15 protein-coding genes are annotated in these 16743 nt (G+C 27.3%); 7 read left to right on the forward strand and 8 right to left on the reverse strand.

Going from position 1 to position 16743, the window contains the following annotated elements; translation table 11 throughout:
• Positions 1-10: 10 nt before the first annotated feature.
• From XO12_RS07540 to groL, 7 genes are all read left to right on the forward strand, one after another.
• Positions 11-1105 (forward strand): ABC transporter ATP-binding protein, encoded by a 1095-nt coding sequence (locus tag XO12_RS07540; protein ID WP_175420035.1) that lies wholly within the window; start codon positions 11-13, stop codon positions 1103-1105.
• A 4-nt stretch (positions 1106-1109) separates the two neighbouring features.
• Positions 1110-2414: a mannosylglucosylglycerate synthase gene (mggS, locus tag XO12_RS07545; protein ID WP_047266489.1), complete on the forward strand. Its 1305-nt coding sequence runs from the start codon at positions 1110-1112 to the stop codon at positions 2412-2414.
• A gap of 11 nt (positions 2415-2425) precedes the next feature.
• The gene (locus XO12_RS07550) at positions 2426-3400 is read left to right on the forward strand and encodes a LacI family DNA-binding transcriptional regulator (RefSeq protein ID WP_047266490.1); all 975 of its coding nucleotides are present in this window, start codon (positions 2426-2428) and stop codon (positions 3398-3400) included.
• Positions 3401-3575: 175 nt separating this feature from the next.
• Complete coding sequence (locus XO12_RS07555; RefSeq protein ID WP_175420036.1) at positions 3576-6119, forward strand: RND family transporter; 2544 nt, start codon at positions 3576-3578, stop codon at positions 6117-6119.
• Positions 6120-6203: 84 nt separating this feature from the next.
• The gene (locus XO12_RS07560) at positions 6204-6473 is read left to right on the forward strand and encodes a hypothetical protein (RefSeq protein WP_047267210.1); all 270 of its coding nucleotides are present in this window, start codon (positions 6204-6206) and stop codon (positions 6471-6473) included.
• Positions 6474-6649: 176 nt separating this feature from the next.
• On the forward strand, positions 6650-6919 hold the full coding sequence (gene groES, locus XO12_RS07565; protein WP_047267209.1) for a co-chaperone GroES: 270 nt from the start codon (positions 6650-6652) through the stop codon (positions 6917-6919).
• A 14-nt stretch (positions 6920-6933) separates the two neighbouring features.
• Positions 6934-8553, forward strand: coding sequence for a chaperonin GroEL (gene groL / locus XO12_RS07570; RefSeq protein WP_175420037.1), 1620 nt, complete (start codon positions 6934-6936; stop codon positions 8551-8553).
• Positions 8554-8586: 33 nt separating this feature from the next.
• Here groL and pyrE read toward each other — a convergent pair whose 3' ends face one another.
• From pyrE to XO12_RS07610, 8 genes are all read right to left on the reverse strand, one after another.
• A complete protein-coding gene (pyrE, locus tag XO12_RS07575) occupies positions 8587-9147 on the reverse strand; it encodes an orotate phosphoribosyltransferase (RefSeq protein WP_047266495.1) in 561 nt (186 codons plus the stop codon).
• Positions 9148-9151: 4 nt separating this feature from the next.
• A complete protein-coding gene (gene pyrF, locus XO12_RS07580) occupies positions 9152-9904 on the reverse strand; it encodes an orotidine-5'-phosphate decarboxylase (protein ID WP_047266496.1) in 753 nt (250 codons plus the stop codon).
• The gene (locus XO12_RS07585; protein ID WP_047266497.1) at positions 9897-10796 is read right to left on the reverse strand and encodes a dihydroorotate dehydrogenase; all 900 of its coding nucleotides are present in this window, start codon (positions 10794-10796) and stop codon (positions 9897-9899) included. Before XO12_RS07585 ends, pyrF begins: the two co-directional genes overlap by 8 nt.
• Positions 10790-11494, reverse strand: coding sequence for an FAD-binding oxidoreductase (locus XO12_RS07590; RefSeq protein ID WP_047266498.1), 705 nt, complete (start codon positions 11492-11494; stop codon positions 10790-10792). The genes XO12_RS07585 and XO12_RS07590 overlap by 7 nt, the downstream gene beginning before the upstream one ends.
• Entirely contained in the window at positions 11494-12690 is a 1197-nt protein-coding gene (locus XO12_RS07595; protein WP_175420038.1) for a dihydroorotase, read from the reverse strand. The genes XO12_RS07590 and XO12_RS07595 overlap by 1 nt, the downstream gene beginning before the upstream one ends.
• A 60-nt stretch (positions 12691-12750) precedes the next feature.
• Complete coding sequence (locus XO12_RS07600) at positions 12751-14361, reverse strand: bifunctional aspartate carbamoyltransferase catalytic subunit/aspartate carbamoyltransferase regulatory subunit (RefSeq protein ID WP_175420039.1); 1611 nt, start codon at positions 14359-14361, stop codon at positions 12751-12753.
• Between the two features lie 480 nt (positions 14362-14841).
• Positions 14842-15789 (reverse strand): sensor histidine kinase KdpD, encoded by a 948-nt coding sequence (locus tag XO12_RS07605; protein ID WP_175420040.1) that lies wholly within the window; start codon positions 15787-15789, stop codon positions 14842-14844.
• Positions 15790-15799: 10 nt separating this feature from the next.
• On the reverse strand, positions 15800-16468 hold the full coding sequence (locus XO12_RS07610) for a response regulator transcription factor (protein ID WP_175420041.1): 669 nt from the start codon (positions 16466-16468) through the stop codon (positions 15800-15802).
• Positions 16469-16743 lie beyond the last annotated feature (275 nt).

A 16743-nucleotide genomic window follows, 5' to 3' on the forward strand; every position in this document is an offset into this window, starting at 1 on the left:
GGAGATGAATATGGCTACATTAAAACTTATAAATTTATCCAAAAGATATGGAAAAAGTGTTTGGGGTGCAAAAAATGTAAATTTAGAAGTCAATCATGGAGAATTTGTTGTATTTTTAGGACCTTCTGGTTGTGGTAAAACCACTACACTACGTATGATTGCAGGCTTAGAAGAAGTTACAGAAGGAATGATTTTAATAGATGATAAAGATGTAACTTTTTTGGAACCTCGCAAAAGAGAAGTCAGTATGGTATTTCAAAGTTATGCTGTATGGCCTCATATGACAGTATATGAAAATATAGCTTTTCCTTTAAAATTAAAAAAAGAATCTAAAGAAAAAATAGATTCAATTGTAAATGAAGTCGCTGAAATGGTTAAAATAAAAGAATATTTAAAAAGATATCCAAGACAATTATCGGGTGGGCAAAGGCAAAGAGTGGCATTGGCTCGTGCGTTAGCAGTAAAGCCTAAAATCTTTCTAATGGATGAACCTTTATCTAATCTAGATGCTAAATTAAGAGTAAAAATGAGAACAGAGCTCAAAGCTATTCATAACAAAACAGGAGCTACAACTATCTTTGTAACTCACGACCAATCAGAAGCTTTATCTATGGCTGATAGAATTGTTGTAATGAGAAATGGTCATATAGAACAGGTTGGAAATCCAGACGACGTATATTTTGATAGCGAAAATACTTTTGTAGCTGGCTTTATTGGAACACCACCAACAAATTTTTTTAAAATGGAAATAAAAATAGAAAATGGAAAAACTATATTTTTTAATGAAAATCTTAAATTTACCTTATCAGAAAAAATAAAAGATTTGTTAAAAAATTATAATAAAAGCAAAATTATATTGGGTATTAGACCGGAAAGTTTTAAAATAGAAGAAAATAAAAATAAAGCACATTTTACGGAAAAAATTTTAGTTGTGGAACCACAAGGATCACATCAGATTATAGCACTTGAAATAGGAGATCAAATAATAAAAATCATAGCTCCAGCCTTTCCAAAATACAAAGCTAGCGAAATAATAAATATTAGTTTTGATGAAGACAGAATAATGCTTTTTGATATTGAAACAGAAAAAAGGATAAGGAGATGAAAAAATGAATATAGCATTATTACATTATCGTGGTGGATTAATGGATGGTGTTTCACTTGAAATGGAAAAGTGGAAAGCAGTTCTGGAAAACCTTGGTCATAAAGTTGATATTGTAGCAGGGAATGAAAACGAAGGTGTGGATATTACTATAAAGGAAATAGGGTTTGAAACATCAGATTATAAACTAATAAACAAAAACGCCTTTGAAAAATTGGAAGATTTTTCTAAAGAAGAATTAATATCTAAAATAGAAAATAATAGCGAAAAAATTTTGAAAATCTTTAATGAAAAACTGGACAAATATGATGTTATAATGCCGAATAATATATGGTCACTGGGTGCATATTTACCTGTTGCAATAGCATTAAAAAATTATGCAGAAATACATCCCGAAAAAATTTTTATATCGCATCATCATGACTTCTGGTGGGAAAGAGAATATTTTTTAAAAACTACCTTAAAAGAAATAAAGAATATGTTAATTGAATATTGTCCCCCTGTAGGAAAAAATATAAAGCATATGGTTATTAACAGTCTGGCCCAAAAAGAATTAAATCTAAGAAAAAATGTAGATTCAACAATAGTTCCAAATGTTATGGACTTTGAATCTCCGTTTGAAGTAAGTATAGAATTAAATAAAAAAATAAGAAAGCAATTTAATATATCATCTGGAAGTATAGTTTTCTTACAGGCAACAAGAATTACAAGAAGAAAAGCCATTGAACTTGCAATTGATCTTATCGAAAAATTTAAATATAAAGCTAAAAATTATATTGGTAAAACTTTATATAACGGTGAAAGTTTTGATGGTAATGTATATTTAGCTTTTTCTGGAATGAGTGAAGATGACAATTATAAAAATGAATTACTCGAAAAAGCCATTAAATCAAATATTAATATAATAGATATGTATTCTTCTGTTGAAAAAGGTATTTTAAGTTTTTGGGATTTATATAGTGTTTCTGATATAATAACATATCCTTCAATACTAGAAGGGTGGGGAAATCAACTCTTAGAAGCTATAATTTCAAAAAAACCTGTTGTATTATTTGAATACGAAATATTCTTAAAAGATATAAAATCTTCTGGTTTAGAATACATAAATTTGGGTAGTAAATTTATGAAAAATGGTAATTTAGTAGAAATTGAAGAAAACACTTTAAATCAAGCTGTTGACAGAACAATAAAAATTCTATTTAATAAAAATGAATATTATAATTTAATAAATAAGAATTTTGAAATTGGAAAGAAAAATTATAGCTTTAAAACATTAGAAAAAATAATAAAAGAACTATTATCTACAATATAGAAGGTGAAAATATGGCAACAATAGATGAGGTTGCCAAATTAGCTGGTGTATCTAAAGCAACCGTATCAAGAGTTATTAACAATAGTGCAAATGTTAATGAAGAAACAAGAGCAAAGGTTTTATCTGCCATAGAAAAATTAAAGTTTAAACCAAAATTTTCTGCTAAAGCTCTGGCTAAAAGTAAAAAACAATTTAATATTGCAATTTGCCTGGGAAAAAGAATGGAATTAATCAAGGATTCAACAGATGAAATAGGGCAATTTTATGGAATTATATTGAAAGAAATAAAAGGAATGGCAACATTTTATGGCATTAATGTTAAAGAAATAATTCTGGAAAATCCTGAAGAAAATTTTGATGGATATATACTTGTTGGTGGTGATGTAACAAAAAATATTTTAGAATTATATAAAAATTTCAAAAAACCATTAATATTATTAGATCATTATATACCAGGTGAAAAAATTGACAGCATATTACCTGATAGTTTTAGTGGAGCCTTTTATGCAGTAAATTATTTGATAAAAAAAGGGATGAAAAAAATTGTTCATATACATGGCCCCTTAAACTCGTACGGTTTCAGAAATCGTTATAATGGTTATACAGAAGCTATGATGCTTTCTAAATTAAAACCTATATATTACAAATATGATGATGTAAGGAATAATATGGATGAAGTTATAAAACTATTAATAAAAAATAATGATATGCCTCAGGCTATATTTGCATCAAACGATATTACAGCTATTAGAGTAATTGAAGAATTAAAAAAATATAATATAAAAATTCCAGAAGATATCTCTGTTGTAGGGTTTGATGACATACCAAAAGCAAAAAAATATAAACTTACAACTGTTAAAGTATATAAACAGGAAATGGGAAATGTTGCTTTTAAACGTTTATATGAATTAATGCTCGGAGAAAATACACATCCTATAAGAATGTCGTTATTTACAGAATTCATAAAAAGAAAAAGTAGCAAATAACCAGAAACTACGTTTCTGGTTATTTTTTTACTCTTTTCAAAAACTATTGGGTAAATATGTTAGCAAATACAAATCTTTGATATCAAAATATCCAATATAAAATTATTAATTATCAATATTTAAGCAATTTTAAGGTATAATATATTCAGAATACTTTTAATTGAGAGGTGATGGCATGAAAACTCTGGGTAATTTTATTATTAAGCACTCAAAAAGCATATTTATATTTTTTTCCATATTAACAATAATATTTCTTGCATTGGCAGTTACACTTCAGATAAGACCAGGATTTCTGGATTTGCTTCCGGATAATGATCCATATGTAAAAGTATACAAAGACGCTACAAAGAGTTTCAAAAGTGTAGATAGCGTAATAATTGGAATTGAAGGAAAAAGAGAAAATATAATTTCTTATGTTGAAGATATATCGGAAAAATTAAAAGGCATGGATCATATTGATGCTATTTATTATAAAAATCCAGTTGATTTCATTTCAAAAAATATTTTTTTATTATCCCCAGATGAAGAGCAGGATTTTTTAAAAAAGTTATATACATCATATGACCTTACGAGTTTTTTTGAAGCTCTAAATGTTATGTTCAAAGAACCAGAAAATGGTTATAAAATAACAGAGCAGGATAGAAAACAATTTGAATATCTGTTAAAATCAATGTATGATTTCTTTAATGAAATAGAGAATAGTAATGAAGAAAAAATACGAGAAAAATTTTTTAATATGCTGTTTGGTGAAAAATATTTAATAACAAAAGATGGAACTTTTGGTTTGATTATTATACGGCCCTCAATTAGTTCTAATGATATAAAAAAGGTTGTTACTCTTGTGAATTCCATAGAAAAAAATGTTAAAAAAGAAGCTAAAAAATTTAACGTAAAAGCTGGATTAACAGGAACTCTGGTTATTGCAAGAGACGAAATGATTGTAACAGAAAGAGATATGGCAGTAGCAACATCTGTATCATTAATATTAATAATAACAATTTTTTTATTGGGATTTAGAAGCATAAGATATATGTTATTATCTGTTATTCCTCTAATTTTAGGAATTATATGGGGTATGGGATTTACAAAAATTACTATTGGGTCATTAAATATTATGACAATAATGATGGGAGCAATTTTAGCTGGTCTGGGAATTGATTATTCCATACATATAATATCTTTATTTATAGAATTAAGAAATGAAGGTTTATCTATAGTAGAATCAATAAAAGGGATATTTGAAAAGAATGTCAGGGGTATAATAGCTGGAGCAGTAACAACGGCAATTGGAATGGGAATTTTTTCAATAAGTTCATTTCCTGGATTTAAGGAATTTGGTATAGTATTATCCTCAGGAATAATTTTTACATTATTAGCAGCAATTTTTATACTAACAATATTATTAAAAACATTTGGAAATAAATATAAAAATCCAGGGACCATTTTTGTTATAGACTATGACATAAAAAAGTATAGAAATATAAACATATTTTTAATGATAACTTTAATAATTTTGTCATTCATCAAAATAAATAATGTTGAATTTGATAAAAACATGATGAATATAGAAGCAAAAGGCCTGGAAAGTATCGAATTAAATGAAAAAATTTTAAAAAATTTTGAATTTTCTCCAGACAATACAATATTTATCAGCAACAACTTAATTGAAGCACAGGAATTATATAACAAACTAAAAGATTTAAAAATTTTCTCACAAGTAGATAGTATTTCTCCTTTTTTGCCTGATACAGAATTGCAGGTTAAACGTCTAAGAAATGCATATGAAACAAAGAACGCACCAATTCAAAAATTTGAATTAAACACAACAGAATTAAAAAAAGTACTCAGCTCACTTAATTTCAATATGGCAAAAGCAGCAATATCTTTAAATCTTATGGGATATAAAGATTTAGCAAAACAATTGAGAGATATTATAAAAAGTGGTGTTTTAATAAAAATATCAAATAAAAATATAAACGATTTAGTAAACATAGAAAATACAATAATTTCTGTAATAACTGAATTAAGAAAAAATCTAAATTCGGATAAATTAATTACTCTTAATGATATTCCAGATGAAATAAAAAGTAATTATCTTGGTAATGATGGTAAGATTTTAACAACAGCATATTCAAACGGAGATATATGGAACGTTGAATATCAAAAGGAATATTTCAAACAATTGGAAAAATTGGAATTAAAAAATATAAGTGGTACTGCATTAATATTTTTACGCGTTATTCAAATATCTGCAAGAGAAGGAAAAAAGATTTTATTATTAACAATTATATTTATATATATTGTATTATTATTCGATATGAAAAGTTTTAAATACGCTACGATGGCATTATTACCAATGATTTTGTCGATAATATTAATACTTGGTGTAATGGGTTGGTTTAATATTAAATTAAATGTGGTTAATATAGTAGCTTTACCTCTTATTATTGGAATAGGTGTAGATGATGGAATACATTTGATTCATAGATATAGAAGGGAAAAAAATTTAAGATTGGCATTAAAAAGTACTGGTAAAGCTATAACAATGACAACATTAACGACCGGAGCCGCTTTTGGAACATTTATGCTGGCTAAATATAGAGGTTTTATTGGATTTGGTCTTCTCTTATTGTTAGGAGTTATCTTTAGTTATCTTATAACTGTTTTTGTAGTAACATCGATAATAAGTTATATAGATAAAAATGATGAATCAAAATAATCAAAACGATGTGAAAATTTCAATTTAAACGTAATTTATCAATGATATAATATATTTGACAACAATATTTTAAGGAGGGATAAAATGCCAATAAATTATGGTTCAGATACCGGCAAAGGTTTTTATAAAGAAGAAGGATTATCTACATTTTTAAAAGCTGTTGAAAGTTCTATAATAAAATCTCCGGTGAAAAATAACAAAGTATTATTGAGTGATTTATGGGTAATATCATCATTGCCAAAGGATTTGATAATTGAAGTAATAAAAAAATATTCATCAGATTTAACAGTTCCAGAAGATATAAACGAAATAATAGATGATAGACATAATGAAATTATATGGAAAAAATCATAACTCAAAGAAAAAATGAGTAAAAAACATGTAATTAGTAATAATTGTGTTTAATTACTTATAATATAAAATATTCAGACTTGAATATTTTTTCAAGAAAGGGTATCATATTAATCGGAAATTAGCACTCGGATACTTTGACTGCTAAAAATAAAAATTGAGTAAGGAGGGTGATATGAATGAAAGTAAAACCATTAGGTAACAGATTATTGATAAAACCTGTTATAGAAGAAAAGAAAACAGAAGGTGGAATAGTATTACCAGATACCGCAAAAGAAAAACCTATGAGAGCAGAAGTTGTTGCAGTTGGAAACATAGATGATGATGTAGAAATAAACGTAGGTGATCATGTGATTTTTGCAAAATATTCTGGAACAGAAATAAAGATAGATGACGAAGATTTTATCTTAATTGATGTGGATGATATTTTAGCAAAATATGAAGACTAAGGAGGTGTTGTGAAATGGCAAAGATGATGATGTTTTCAGAAGAAGCAAGAAGAGCTCTTGAAAGAGGTGTTGATAAAGTAGCAAATGCTGTTAAAATAACCTTAGGACCTAAAGGAAGAAATGTAGTTTTAGAAAAAAGCTGGGGTTCTCCTACAATTACAAACGATGGTGTTTCAATAGCTAAAGAAATAGAATTAAAAGATAAATTTGAAAATTTAGGCGCACAATTAGTAAAAGAAGTAGCTTCAAAAACAAATGATGTTGCTGGTGACGGTACAACAACAGCTACAGTTTTAGCACAAGCAATGATAAAAGAAGGATTAAAAAATGTTGCAGCTGGCGCTAATCCAATGTTAATGAAAAATGGTATTCAAAAAGCTGCTAAAAAGGCTGTTGAAGAAATTGGTAAAATGAGCAAAAAGTTATCAAGCAAGGATGACATCGCTCATGTAGCATCAATTTCTGCTAATAATGAAGAAATTGGTAAAATAATTGCTGATGCAATGGATAAAGTTGGAGAAGATGGTGTTATTACAGTTGAAGATTCAAAAACAATGGAAACATTTGTTGACTTCACAGAAGGTATGCAATTTGACAGAGGTTATATTTCACCATACTTTGTAACAGATACAGAAAAAATGGAAGCAATAATGAAAGAACCATACATTTTAATTACAGATAAAAAGATTTCAACAGTTAAACCATTAATTCCTGTATTAGAAAAAGTGGCTCAAGCTGGAAAACCATTAGTAATTATTGCAGAAGACGTAGAAGGTGAAGCATTATCAACATTAGTATTAAATAAATTAAGAGGAACTTTAGAATCAGTTGCAGTAAAAGCTCCAGGTTTTGGAGATAGAAGAAAAGCTATGTTACAAGATATAGCTATTTTAACAGGTGGAGTTGTAATTAGCGAAGAAGTTGGATTAACATTAGAAAACGTGACTTTAAACGACTTAGGTAGAGCAGATGTTGTTAAAGTAAGAAAAGATGACACAATTATAGTTAGCGGAAAAGGTGACGAAGAAAAGATTAAAGAAAGGATAAAACAAATAAAAGCACAAATTGAAAATACAACATCAGAATATGAAAAAGAAACATTACAGGAAAGATTAGCAAAAATGGCTGGCGGTGTTGCTGTAATTAAAGTTGGTGCAGCAACAGAGACAGAATTAAAAGAAAAGAAACATAGAATCGAAGATGCATTATCAGCAACAAGAGCAGCAGTTGATGAAGGTATAGTTCCTGGTGGTGGAGTAACTTTATTAAGAGCAAAAAAAGCTGTTGAACCATTATTAAATGAGTTAGAAGGAGACGAATTAATCGGAGCAAAAGTTGTATATAACGCATTAGAAGCTCCTATCAGACAGATAGCATTAAATGCTGGTGTTGATGGTGCAATAATAATTGATAGAGTATTGGCAAAAGACGAAGTTTCATATGGATATGATGCATTAAATAATGAATATGTTGATATGTTTGAAAAAGGTATTATTGATCCAGCTAAAGTTACAAGAAGTGCTGTACAAAATGCTTCTTCAATCGCTTCAATGTTATTAACAACAGAAGTATTGGTAGTAGATGAGCCAAAAGAAGAAAAAGCACCTGAAATGCCAGATATGCCAGCATATTAATACTAATCAATAAAAGCCGCCTTATGGCGGCTTTTATTTTCTACTACCTGGCTTATACAATTCTATACCCTCTTTACACATTGGACATTCATTCTCATTATAAGTTTTAGCTTTTACATTTACTAATGTTTCTAATGTGTGATCATTTAATTTATTTTTTTCACTTCTATTGACTATACATCCAATTCCAATAATATTTGGTTCGTATTTTTTTAATGACTCAATAACTTCAAATGTAGATTTTCCGGTAGTTATTACATCTTCAATTATAATAATTTTTTTATTTTTTTCTATATAAAAATTTCTTCTTAATTCCATTTTTCCATCTTTATTTCTTTCTGTGAATAAAAAAGGTATATTAAACGCTCTGGCAACTTCATATCCTATTATAATGCCACCAAGAGCAGGCGAAACAATATAATCTGGTTTTTCCATAAATTTTTTTGATAATTCTATACCAAGAATTTCAGCATATTCTGGAAATTTTAATATCTGAGCACATTGTATATATATATCCGAATGAAGACCTGAGGATAACAAAAAATGCCCATTTAAAATAGCATTTGTTTCTTTTAAAAGTTTTAATATATCCATTCCTTTACCTCCATTTATTAATTTTTTCATTAAATTCTATTGTTTTAACTTTGGGGTTTTCATCAAAAATTATAGCTCTTGATATGTTAATTACTATATTCTCATATCCGTTTAAATTTTCAAATAATTCTTTGATATTGCCACCTTGAGTACCTATTCCCGGAATTAAAAATAACATATTTTCTGATATTGAAATAATATTTTTTATATATTCTGAATTAGTTGCGCCAACAACTATACCTATTCTATTTAAATATTCTTTATTTAATTCATTCATTTTTTTTGTTATTTTCAAATATAATTCATCTGAAATTTCAAAATCATATGCCCCTTTATTTGAAGTTAACGCAAGTGAAAAAATATGTGAATTTTCATATTCCAAATATGGTTCTAATGTATCTATTCCCATTAACGGGTTTATTGTTAATGAATCAACTTTTAATCTTTTAAAGTAATATTCTGCATATGCTTTTGCTGTATTCCCAATATCCCCTCTTTTAGCATCCAATATAATTGGTATTTCTGGATCATTTTTTATATAATTTATTGTTTTTTCCAGAATTTCCATTCCAATTGGACCTAATTTTTCATAAAACGCTATATTTATTTTATATCCACATATTAAATCATGCGTTTGATCAATAATTTTTTTATTAAATTCTAAAATGTCTCCTTTTATCCTTTTTTCATCGCTATCCAATCCAACAAATAATACAGAATTTATTTTTTTTCTTCTTTCTATATATTTTTTATACATAATATCCCTCCAGAGCGCAAGATAATATTTCCTCATATTTTTTTTCTTTAAAATACTCTTCTAATTTATCAATTATCTTTGTAGGTATTTCTGGATTGCTCATTACTCCAGAACCTATTCCAACCAAATTAGCACCTGCCATAATAAATTCTATCGCATCTTTATAATCAAATACTCCTCCCATTCCAATAATTGGCAAATTTTTAAACTTTCTTTTTATTCTAAATATAGTCGCAAGAGCTATTGGTTTTATAGCTGGGCCACTAAATCCTCCAACCCCTCTCTTTAATACTGGTTTTTTGTTTTCTATTGATATTTTCATTCCCTTTGGTGAGTTTATCAATGTTACACCATCAGCTCCACCTTTTATTGCAGAATATACTAATTCTTCCAAAAATGTTTCCACACCAAATTTTACAAACAACGGTTTTTTTGATATTTTTTTTGCTTCTTTTAAGAGATCAAAAATCGCTATTTCATCTGTTCCTAATGGGATTCCACTTTTTCCAACATTTGGACAGGATAAATTTAACTCAAAAAATGCTGCCTTTGAATTATTTAATTTTTCTATTAATTCAAGATAATCCTTTTTGTTATTTCCGCCAATACTGAGTATTATATTTGTATTTAATTTGTTTAAAAATGGCAAATCATATTTCATGAAATCTTCTATTCCAGGGTTCTGAAGTCCTATTGAATTTATTATTCCAGATTTAACATTTACAATTCTTGGTGGTGGGTTACCTTCTCTCTTTTCAGGCGTTACCGTTTTCGCGGTAAATCCTCCTAACTTATTTAAATTTATATATTCCGATAATTCTTTTCCGTTACCTCCTGGTCCAGAGGCAATAATAATTGGATTTTTGAAATTAACACCACATATTTTTACCATTCAAGTTGCACCTCACTTAAATCAAAAATCGGCCCATCTTTACATATCATCTTTATTCCATTTTTCGTTCTTATTGGACAGCCCTTACACATACCAATTCCACATGCCATTCTCGCTTCTAAAGATGCGTATATTCTATTATTTTTAAATTCATTTTGTGTAGCTTTAATCATATCTAAACCACCACAAATCAATAAATAATCTTTATTTGTAATATTCAACTGCTTAGCATATTCAAGCATATTTATATTTTTCTCTTCATCTATGTGCAACCCTTCTAAATCAATTATTTTTTTTATTTCATTTGTTGAAAAACCATATATTTTACCCTTTACAAATTCTGGATATTTCTCTGAAAAATGTATAAGTGGTGCTGAACCGCAGTCTCCTCCAAGTAATACATATTTTTTATTTTTTTCTATTTTTTCTATAAATGGAGTTCCATAAGGGCCTCTTATTTCTATTTCATCATTTGTTTTTAAATTCTTTATTCTTGAAGTCATTTCACCAACTACAGCTATTAAAAATTTTATTATATTATTTTCCTGATATATTACTGAAAACGGCTTTGAAAAATCAAAACATTCTGGCTTTATCATTACAAATTGACCTGGTTCTATATCTATTCTTTTTTCTGTTTCTACTGTTAACAATATATAATTTTCTGTATTCCTATTTTCTTTTATTATAGCTTTCATTAAAATCCCCTTTCATTATATTTAATTTTCCCATCAATCATTGTCAATAATACTTTTCCATATAATTGTTTATAGGGCATATTTTTACCTTTTGAATATATTATTTTATCCCATTCTTCTTTTGGATTAAAAATAACTAAATCTGCTGAATAGCCTTCTTTTATGTCCCCAATTTTTGATAATTTAAAAATTTTCGAAGGGTTATAAGTTGTTTTTTCTATTAAATATTTGAAATCTATTTTATGTTTTTTTGAAAGAGTATAAATAGCAGGTAAAAAGATGTCTAATCCTGATATTCCATTAGGCGCGTTTTCATAATCTTTATTCTTTTCCTTTAATGTATGTGGGGCATGATCACTTACAATAATATCAATATAATCAAGATTATTTATCAAATATTTTTGAGTATCTTTGTCTGGTAATGGAGGATTTATTTTTTTTAATGTATTGTTTTTCTCCTTTTCTAACAAAAGATGATGAAAGGTTATTTCACAACTTACTTTTAAATCTTCTATTTTTGCATACTTTATTAAATCAAGTGTATTTGATGTTGATATGTGAGCAATATGAACATGAGAATTAGAAAACTTTGATAATTCTATATCTCTTGCAACCATCAATGATTCAAATATCTCTTTTCCCAAAAATCTCTTGTCTTCACAATGATTTATTATAATTCCATTAAATTCTTTTGTAATTTGCAAAGCTTTTAACATTATTTCATCATCCCAAACTGGATCACCATCGTCTGAGAAAAATCTATATCCATATTTACTAAATTTTTTTAAATCATTTATTATTTTTCCTTCTCTTTTTTTTGTAATTGCAGGAATAGGAATAATTTTTGAAAGATTTGTTTTTTGACTTTTTTCTTCTATATATTGAAGGCTTTCCAAATTATCAAGAGATGGTTTTGTGTTAGGCATTACACCTAATGTTGTAACTCCTCCATGAATTGCTGCTTTAAGACCTGTCTCTATAGTTTCTTTATATTCAAAACCGGGATCTCTTAAATGTGTATGCATATCTATTATTCCTGGTATAATTACGTATCCATTTGCATCAATTACCTTAGTTACTTTAGCTTTCTTTTGATTTTTTGTAATTTCAATTATTCTTCCATTTTCTATATATATATTAAATTTTCCATTTGTAGAATGTGATATTATTTCAGCATTTTTTATCATAATACTCATATTATCACCTATTATATAAATTTTTAATACATAAACGTTTAATATATGAATATTTTAATGTTAAATATCCCATATTTCATTATAATCGTGTGGTGTCTCACAATATTCGCATATCAATTGTCCTTTTTCATCTTTTATGAATGAACCTTTAACATTTTCACCATAAATAGGATTTGTTATACAATTTTCATTTTTACATCTTAATTCTTCAAATCCATATACTTTTGGTGGTAGTTTTATTCTATATTTTTTTATTACCCTTGAATTTTTTATTATATTAACAGTTATATTAGGCGAAATAGCCGATAATTTTTTAATCTCTTTTTTGGTTAAATACCTATCAGGAAGACTTATATATCCTTTAAAATTTCCATCTTCTGATTTAAAAATCCCATCTGCACTATCTATATCAAAGAATTTCATTATTTTTCTTATTTTCATAATTGTTAAATAAATCTCTTCAGTTTTTTTCCCTTTTGCAATATGATCTATAACAGTTCCATTTTTAATTGGTTTAATACCTCTTTTTCCTTCTTTTTGAACTCCTTTATTTCCATTTTTCACTTCCGCATTTACTATGAATTTTTCATCATCTATTTTTGGTTCATCAAGCATTTCCGTTTTTACAGAAGTGTTAAAATCCGCTTTTAACGCACCACCAAACATTGATAATAATATAATTCTTGTCCAATATCCATTAATAGCTTGTTTTTCCCAACCATTTAAAGGTAATTTATCAAGAAAGGTAGGAATTGTGGGGTGTATTTTGTGTCTTGGAAGAGGATGATAAAACTTTACCTGGTGTGGAAGTAGAGATAGAAAGTCTTTTCTGAAAGTAACTGAATTTCTTAATATAAATTCTTTTTCTAAAATATCTTCACCCATTCTTTCTAATTGAAGTCTGGTAAAATACCATATATCTGCAATATCCTTCTGTTTTAAATATTTTTCTATAGATTCAAATATTCTAACTTCAAAGCCGTTGTTCTTCATTTTTTCTATATAATGAAAAGGCATTGAAATTTCTTCTGGTGCAATTAAATCTACTTTAACACTTTTAAAAATTTTCAAACCATTGATTTTTGAGTGGACAGTTCTTCCATGAAGTAAATCACCAACAAGGGCTATATGGATAAAAGAGTTATCAAAATTCTTTTTTTCAAGGAAAGTAAATTCATCAAGGAGTTCCTGTGTAGGGTGTTCGTGTTTACCATCTCCAGCATTAATAAAAGAAGGAATAGGAAGGTTATTTCTGAGAGCAAATTGAGAAACGGATCTTTCAAGTAATCTACATGTACCTTCTAATTTTGTTCTAACAATGAAAATCGAATAATCACTATAGCCAGTTAGCATATTAAATGTATCAACATAACTTTCTTTTTTATTAAAGGAGGAATGATTTGAATCGAAGATTGTAACTCTAGCTTTTTTGTGGAATTTTGCAGCATTGATGAAGGATTCTTTGGTTCTTGTGCTTGGTTCAATAAAGACAATATAAATACCGACATTTTTGTTAATCATAAATTCAGATAAATCTTCCTTGTTAAGCCATTTTTGTTTTAAACGATAGGTTTGATTATACAAAAAAAGTTGCTCATCAACTGTAAAGTCATTTATAACCGCAAGGGACCTTCCAAGAAAATCATTTTTTAATACCACTGAATTTTCCAATTTACCCACCTCCCAAATTTTTATTCTCACAAATCATACACAAAAAAATTAAAAAAATCAATTAATATAACGTAACAGCAAAATTAACATTTTGCTGTTTAAATTTATTTTAGTGTGTCCAATTAGTAAAGCAAGCGAAAACTCGCAGATTGTCCGAAAAAATAGCGAATGTAGCCGGTCAATTTTGCACGGATGCAAAATTGAGTGAAGCCGAACATGGACGTGAGTCTGATACGACCGGCGAGAATGAGCTATTTTTGAGGATTAACAATCAAGGTTTGAGCGACTTTACTTTTTGGACATCATAATTTATTTAAAATGTATTAAAAAGTCAAATTCACTAAAACATCTCGATTGCTTATCCTACAACCCGCGGTAGCGTGTATATTTGCAAAGCAAATATACTGATTTTTTTATTAATATCTATTTTTTATCTTATTTCTCGCGGTAGCGTGTATATTGCAAAGCAAATATTTAATTTCATGTAAGGTGAACTGTAAACTTAGTTCCAACCTGCCATTTTGATTCGAAATCTATTTTATATCCAGCTAACTCACATAAATATTTCACAATGGATAAACCAAGTCCGGAACCTCTGGCATACTTCTTTGCATCATATCCTCTATAAAATCTTTCAAATATTCTATCCTTCTCATTATCTCTTATTCCGATACCACTATCTTCAACAACTATTTTTTCTTTATTTATTATAATTTTTACTGTTGAATTTTCATGTGAATATTTTATGGCATTTGAAGTTAAATTTCTTAAAATTGTATATATTACAAAAGAATCACCTTTTAAATAATCTACATTAGATATAAAATCTATTTTTATTTTTTTATTCGTTATTTTGTTTTCAAGATCACTTATAACATCACTGAAAATTTTTCCAGGATCAAATATATCATATTTTAGCACATAACTACCAAATTCTGCCATGGATAATAATGTAAGTTGGTCCAGTATTCTTTCTATTTTATTTAAGGATTCTTTTACTTTAGATATGTTTTTTTTCAAATTAACTTCTTTTATAAAATCATCGAGTATATAAATATTCCCTTTTGCAACAGATAAAGGTGTTCTTATTTCATGGGATAAAGAAGTTATAAAATCTGCTTTGACTTTTTTTAAAAGTTCCTGTTCAGTTCTATCTTTTAATATAAGAACCTGTTCTTTTGAAAAATATTTAATAGAAAGATATTTGCTTTTTCCATGGAAAAAATATACTGTTGAATTAATATTAAAATCCTTTGAATTAATAATAGATTTTATAAATTCATCTATTTCATTAAATGTCATTATATTTATAATATCGCTATTTTCATTAAATCCATAATCTTTAGCTTTCATATTAGCACGTTTTACTTTAATTTTATCCAAAATTATATAAGCCTCATCAATATAATCCAATGTTTGAAATTCCATGTTTTCTCCCCTAATCTGTAACTTTTTTATTAAATTTATAACCCATATTTCTAATAGTTTTTATCCAGTTTTTGCCTATTTTAGAGCGTATCATACTAATGTGAACATCAACAACACGATCCGTAATGTATTCATTGTCATACCATATACTTTCTATAATCTCATTTCTCGAAAATATTTTATTATTGTTTTTAGCTAATAAATATAATATTTCAAATTCTTTTGCTGTTAAATCAATAATCTTACCTTTGTATTTCACAGTATAATTATTAGAATAGATTTCCAGATCTTCAAATTGTAATTTTTCATCTTCATTTTTTAACCGCTTCAATAATGCTCTAACCCTTGCAACAACTTCTCTGGGATTGAATGGCTTTGTAATATAATCATCAGCTCCGCTTTCAATTCCAAAAATTTTATCTCTATCTGTATTTTTTGCAGAAATTATTATAATTCCTGTATTTTTATTTTTTGATCTGATATAAGGTAATATATCAACTGAATCACCATCCGGTAACATTATATCAAGTAATATAATATCAACCTTATTAGAATTTAAAAATTTAGTCATTTCATTTATCGAATCAACTTCAAATATTTCATATCTTTCTATTTCAAGATAGGTTTTTAATATATCCTTAATATCAGGATCATCCTCAACAATAAGAATAGATGACATATTTTCACCCCCAAATTATAAAAAATTGGTTATTTTGTGTAAATTCAATTTACAGAAAACTGATTATAAGCTATTTCTAAAAAGGGCATCACCCCCACTATTTGATGCAGATTTATTTTTGTAATATTATTATTTTGTAGTATTATTGTATTGTACCCAAAACTTATTGGAGGTGATACCATGTTCAGAAGTTCTAGAAATGTTTTTGTTTTGGACAATTTAAATGACAAACTTTTTAGTATAACTTCTGACGCTTTTAATTCCCTCAATATGGA

Origin of the sequence: Marinitoga sp. 1154 (genome assembly GCF_013363285.1) — a bacterium.
Taxonomy (GTDB): domain Bacteria; phylum Thermotogota; class Thermotogae; order Petrotogales; family Petrotogaceae; genus Marinitoga.

Excerpts from the sequence above, each read along its gene's own strand:
- XO12_RS07540 (WP_175420035.1), top strand. The coding sequence starts at position 11 with ATGGCTACATTAAAACTTATAAATTTATCCAAAAGATATGGAAAAAGT.
- mggS (WP_047266489.1), top strand. The coding sequence starts at position 1,110 with ATGAATATAGCATTATTACATTATCGTGGTGGATTAATGGATGGTGTT.
- XO12_RS07550 (WP_047266490.1), top strand. The coding sequence starts at position 2,426 with ATGGCAACAATAGATGAGGTTGCCAAATTAGCTGGTGTATCTAAAGCA.
- XO12_RS07555 (WP_175420036.1), top strand. The coding sequence starts at position 3,576 with ATGAAAACTCTGGGTAATTTTATTATTAAGCACTCAAAAAGCATATTT.
- XO12_RS07560 (WP_047267210.1), top strand. The coding sequence starts at position 6,204 with ATGCCAATAAATTATGGTTCAGATACCGGCAAAGGTTTTTATAAAGAA.
- groES (WP_047267209.1), top strand. The coding sequence starts at position 6,650 with ATGAAAGTAAAACCATTAGGTAACAGATTATTGATAAAACCTGTTATA.
- groL (WP_175420037.1), top strand. The coding sequence starts at position 6,934 with ATGGCAAAGATGATGATGTTTTCAGAAGAAGCAAGAAGAGCTCTTGAA.
- pyrE (WP_047266495.1), bottom strand. The coding sequence starts at position 9,147 with ATGGATATATTAAAACTTTTAAAAGAAACAAATGCTATTTTAAATGGG.
- pyrF (WP_047266496.1), bottom strand. The coding sequence starts at position 9,904 with ATGTATAAAAAATATATAGAAAGAAGAAAAAAAATAAATTCTGTATTA.
- XO12_RS07585 (WP_047266497.1), bottom strand. The coding sequence starts at position 10,796 with ATGGTAAAAATATGTGGTGTTAATTTCAAAAATCCAATTATTATTGCC.
- XO12_RS07590 (WP_047266498.1), bottom strand. The coding sequence starts at position 11,494 with ATGAAAGCTATAATAAAAGAAAATAGGAATACAGAAAATTATATATTG.
- XO12_RS07595 (WP_175420038.1), bottom strand. The coding sequence starts at position 12,690 with ATGAGTATTATGATAAAAAATGCTGAAATAATATCACATTCTACAAAT.
- XO12_RS07605 (WP_175420040.1), bottom strand. The coding sequence starts at position 15,789 with ATGGAATTTCAAACATTGGATTATATTGATGAGGCTTATATAATTTTG.
- XO12_RS07610 (WP_175420041.1), bottom strand. The coding sequence starts at position 16,468 with ATGTCATCTATTCTTATTGTTGAGGATGATCCTGATATTAAGGATATA.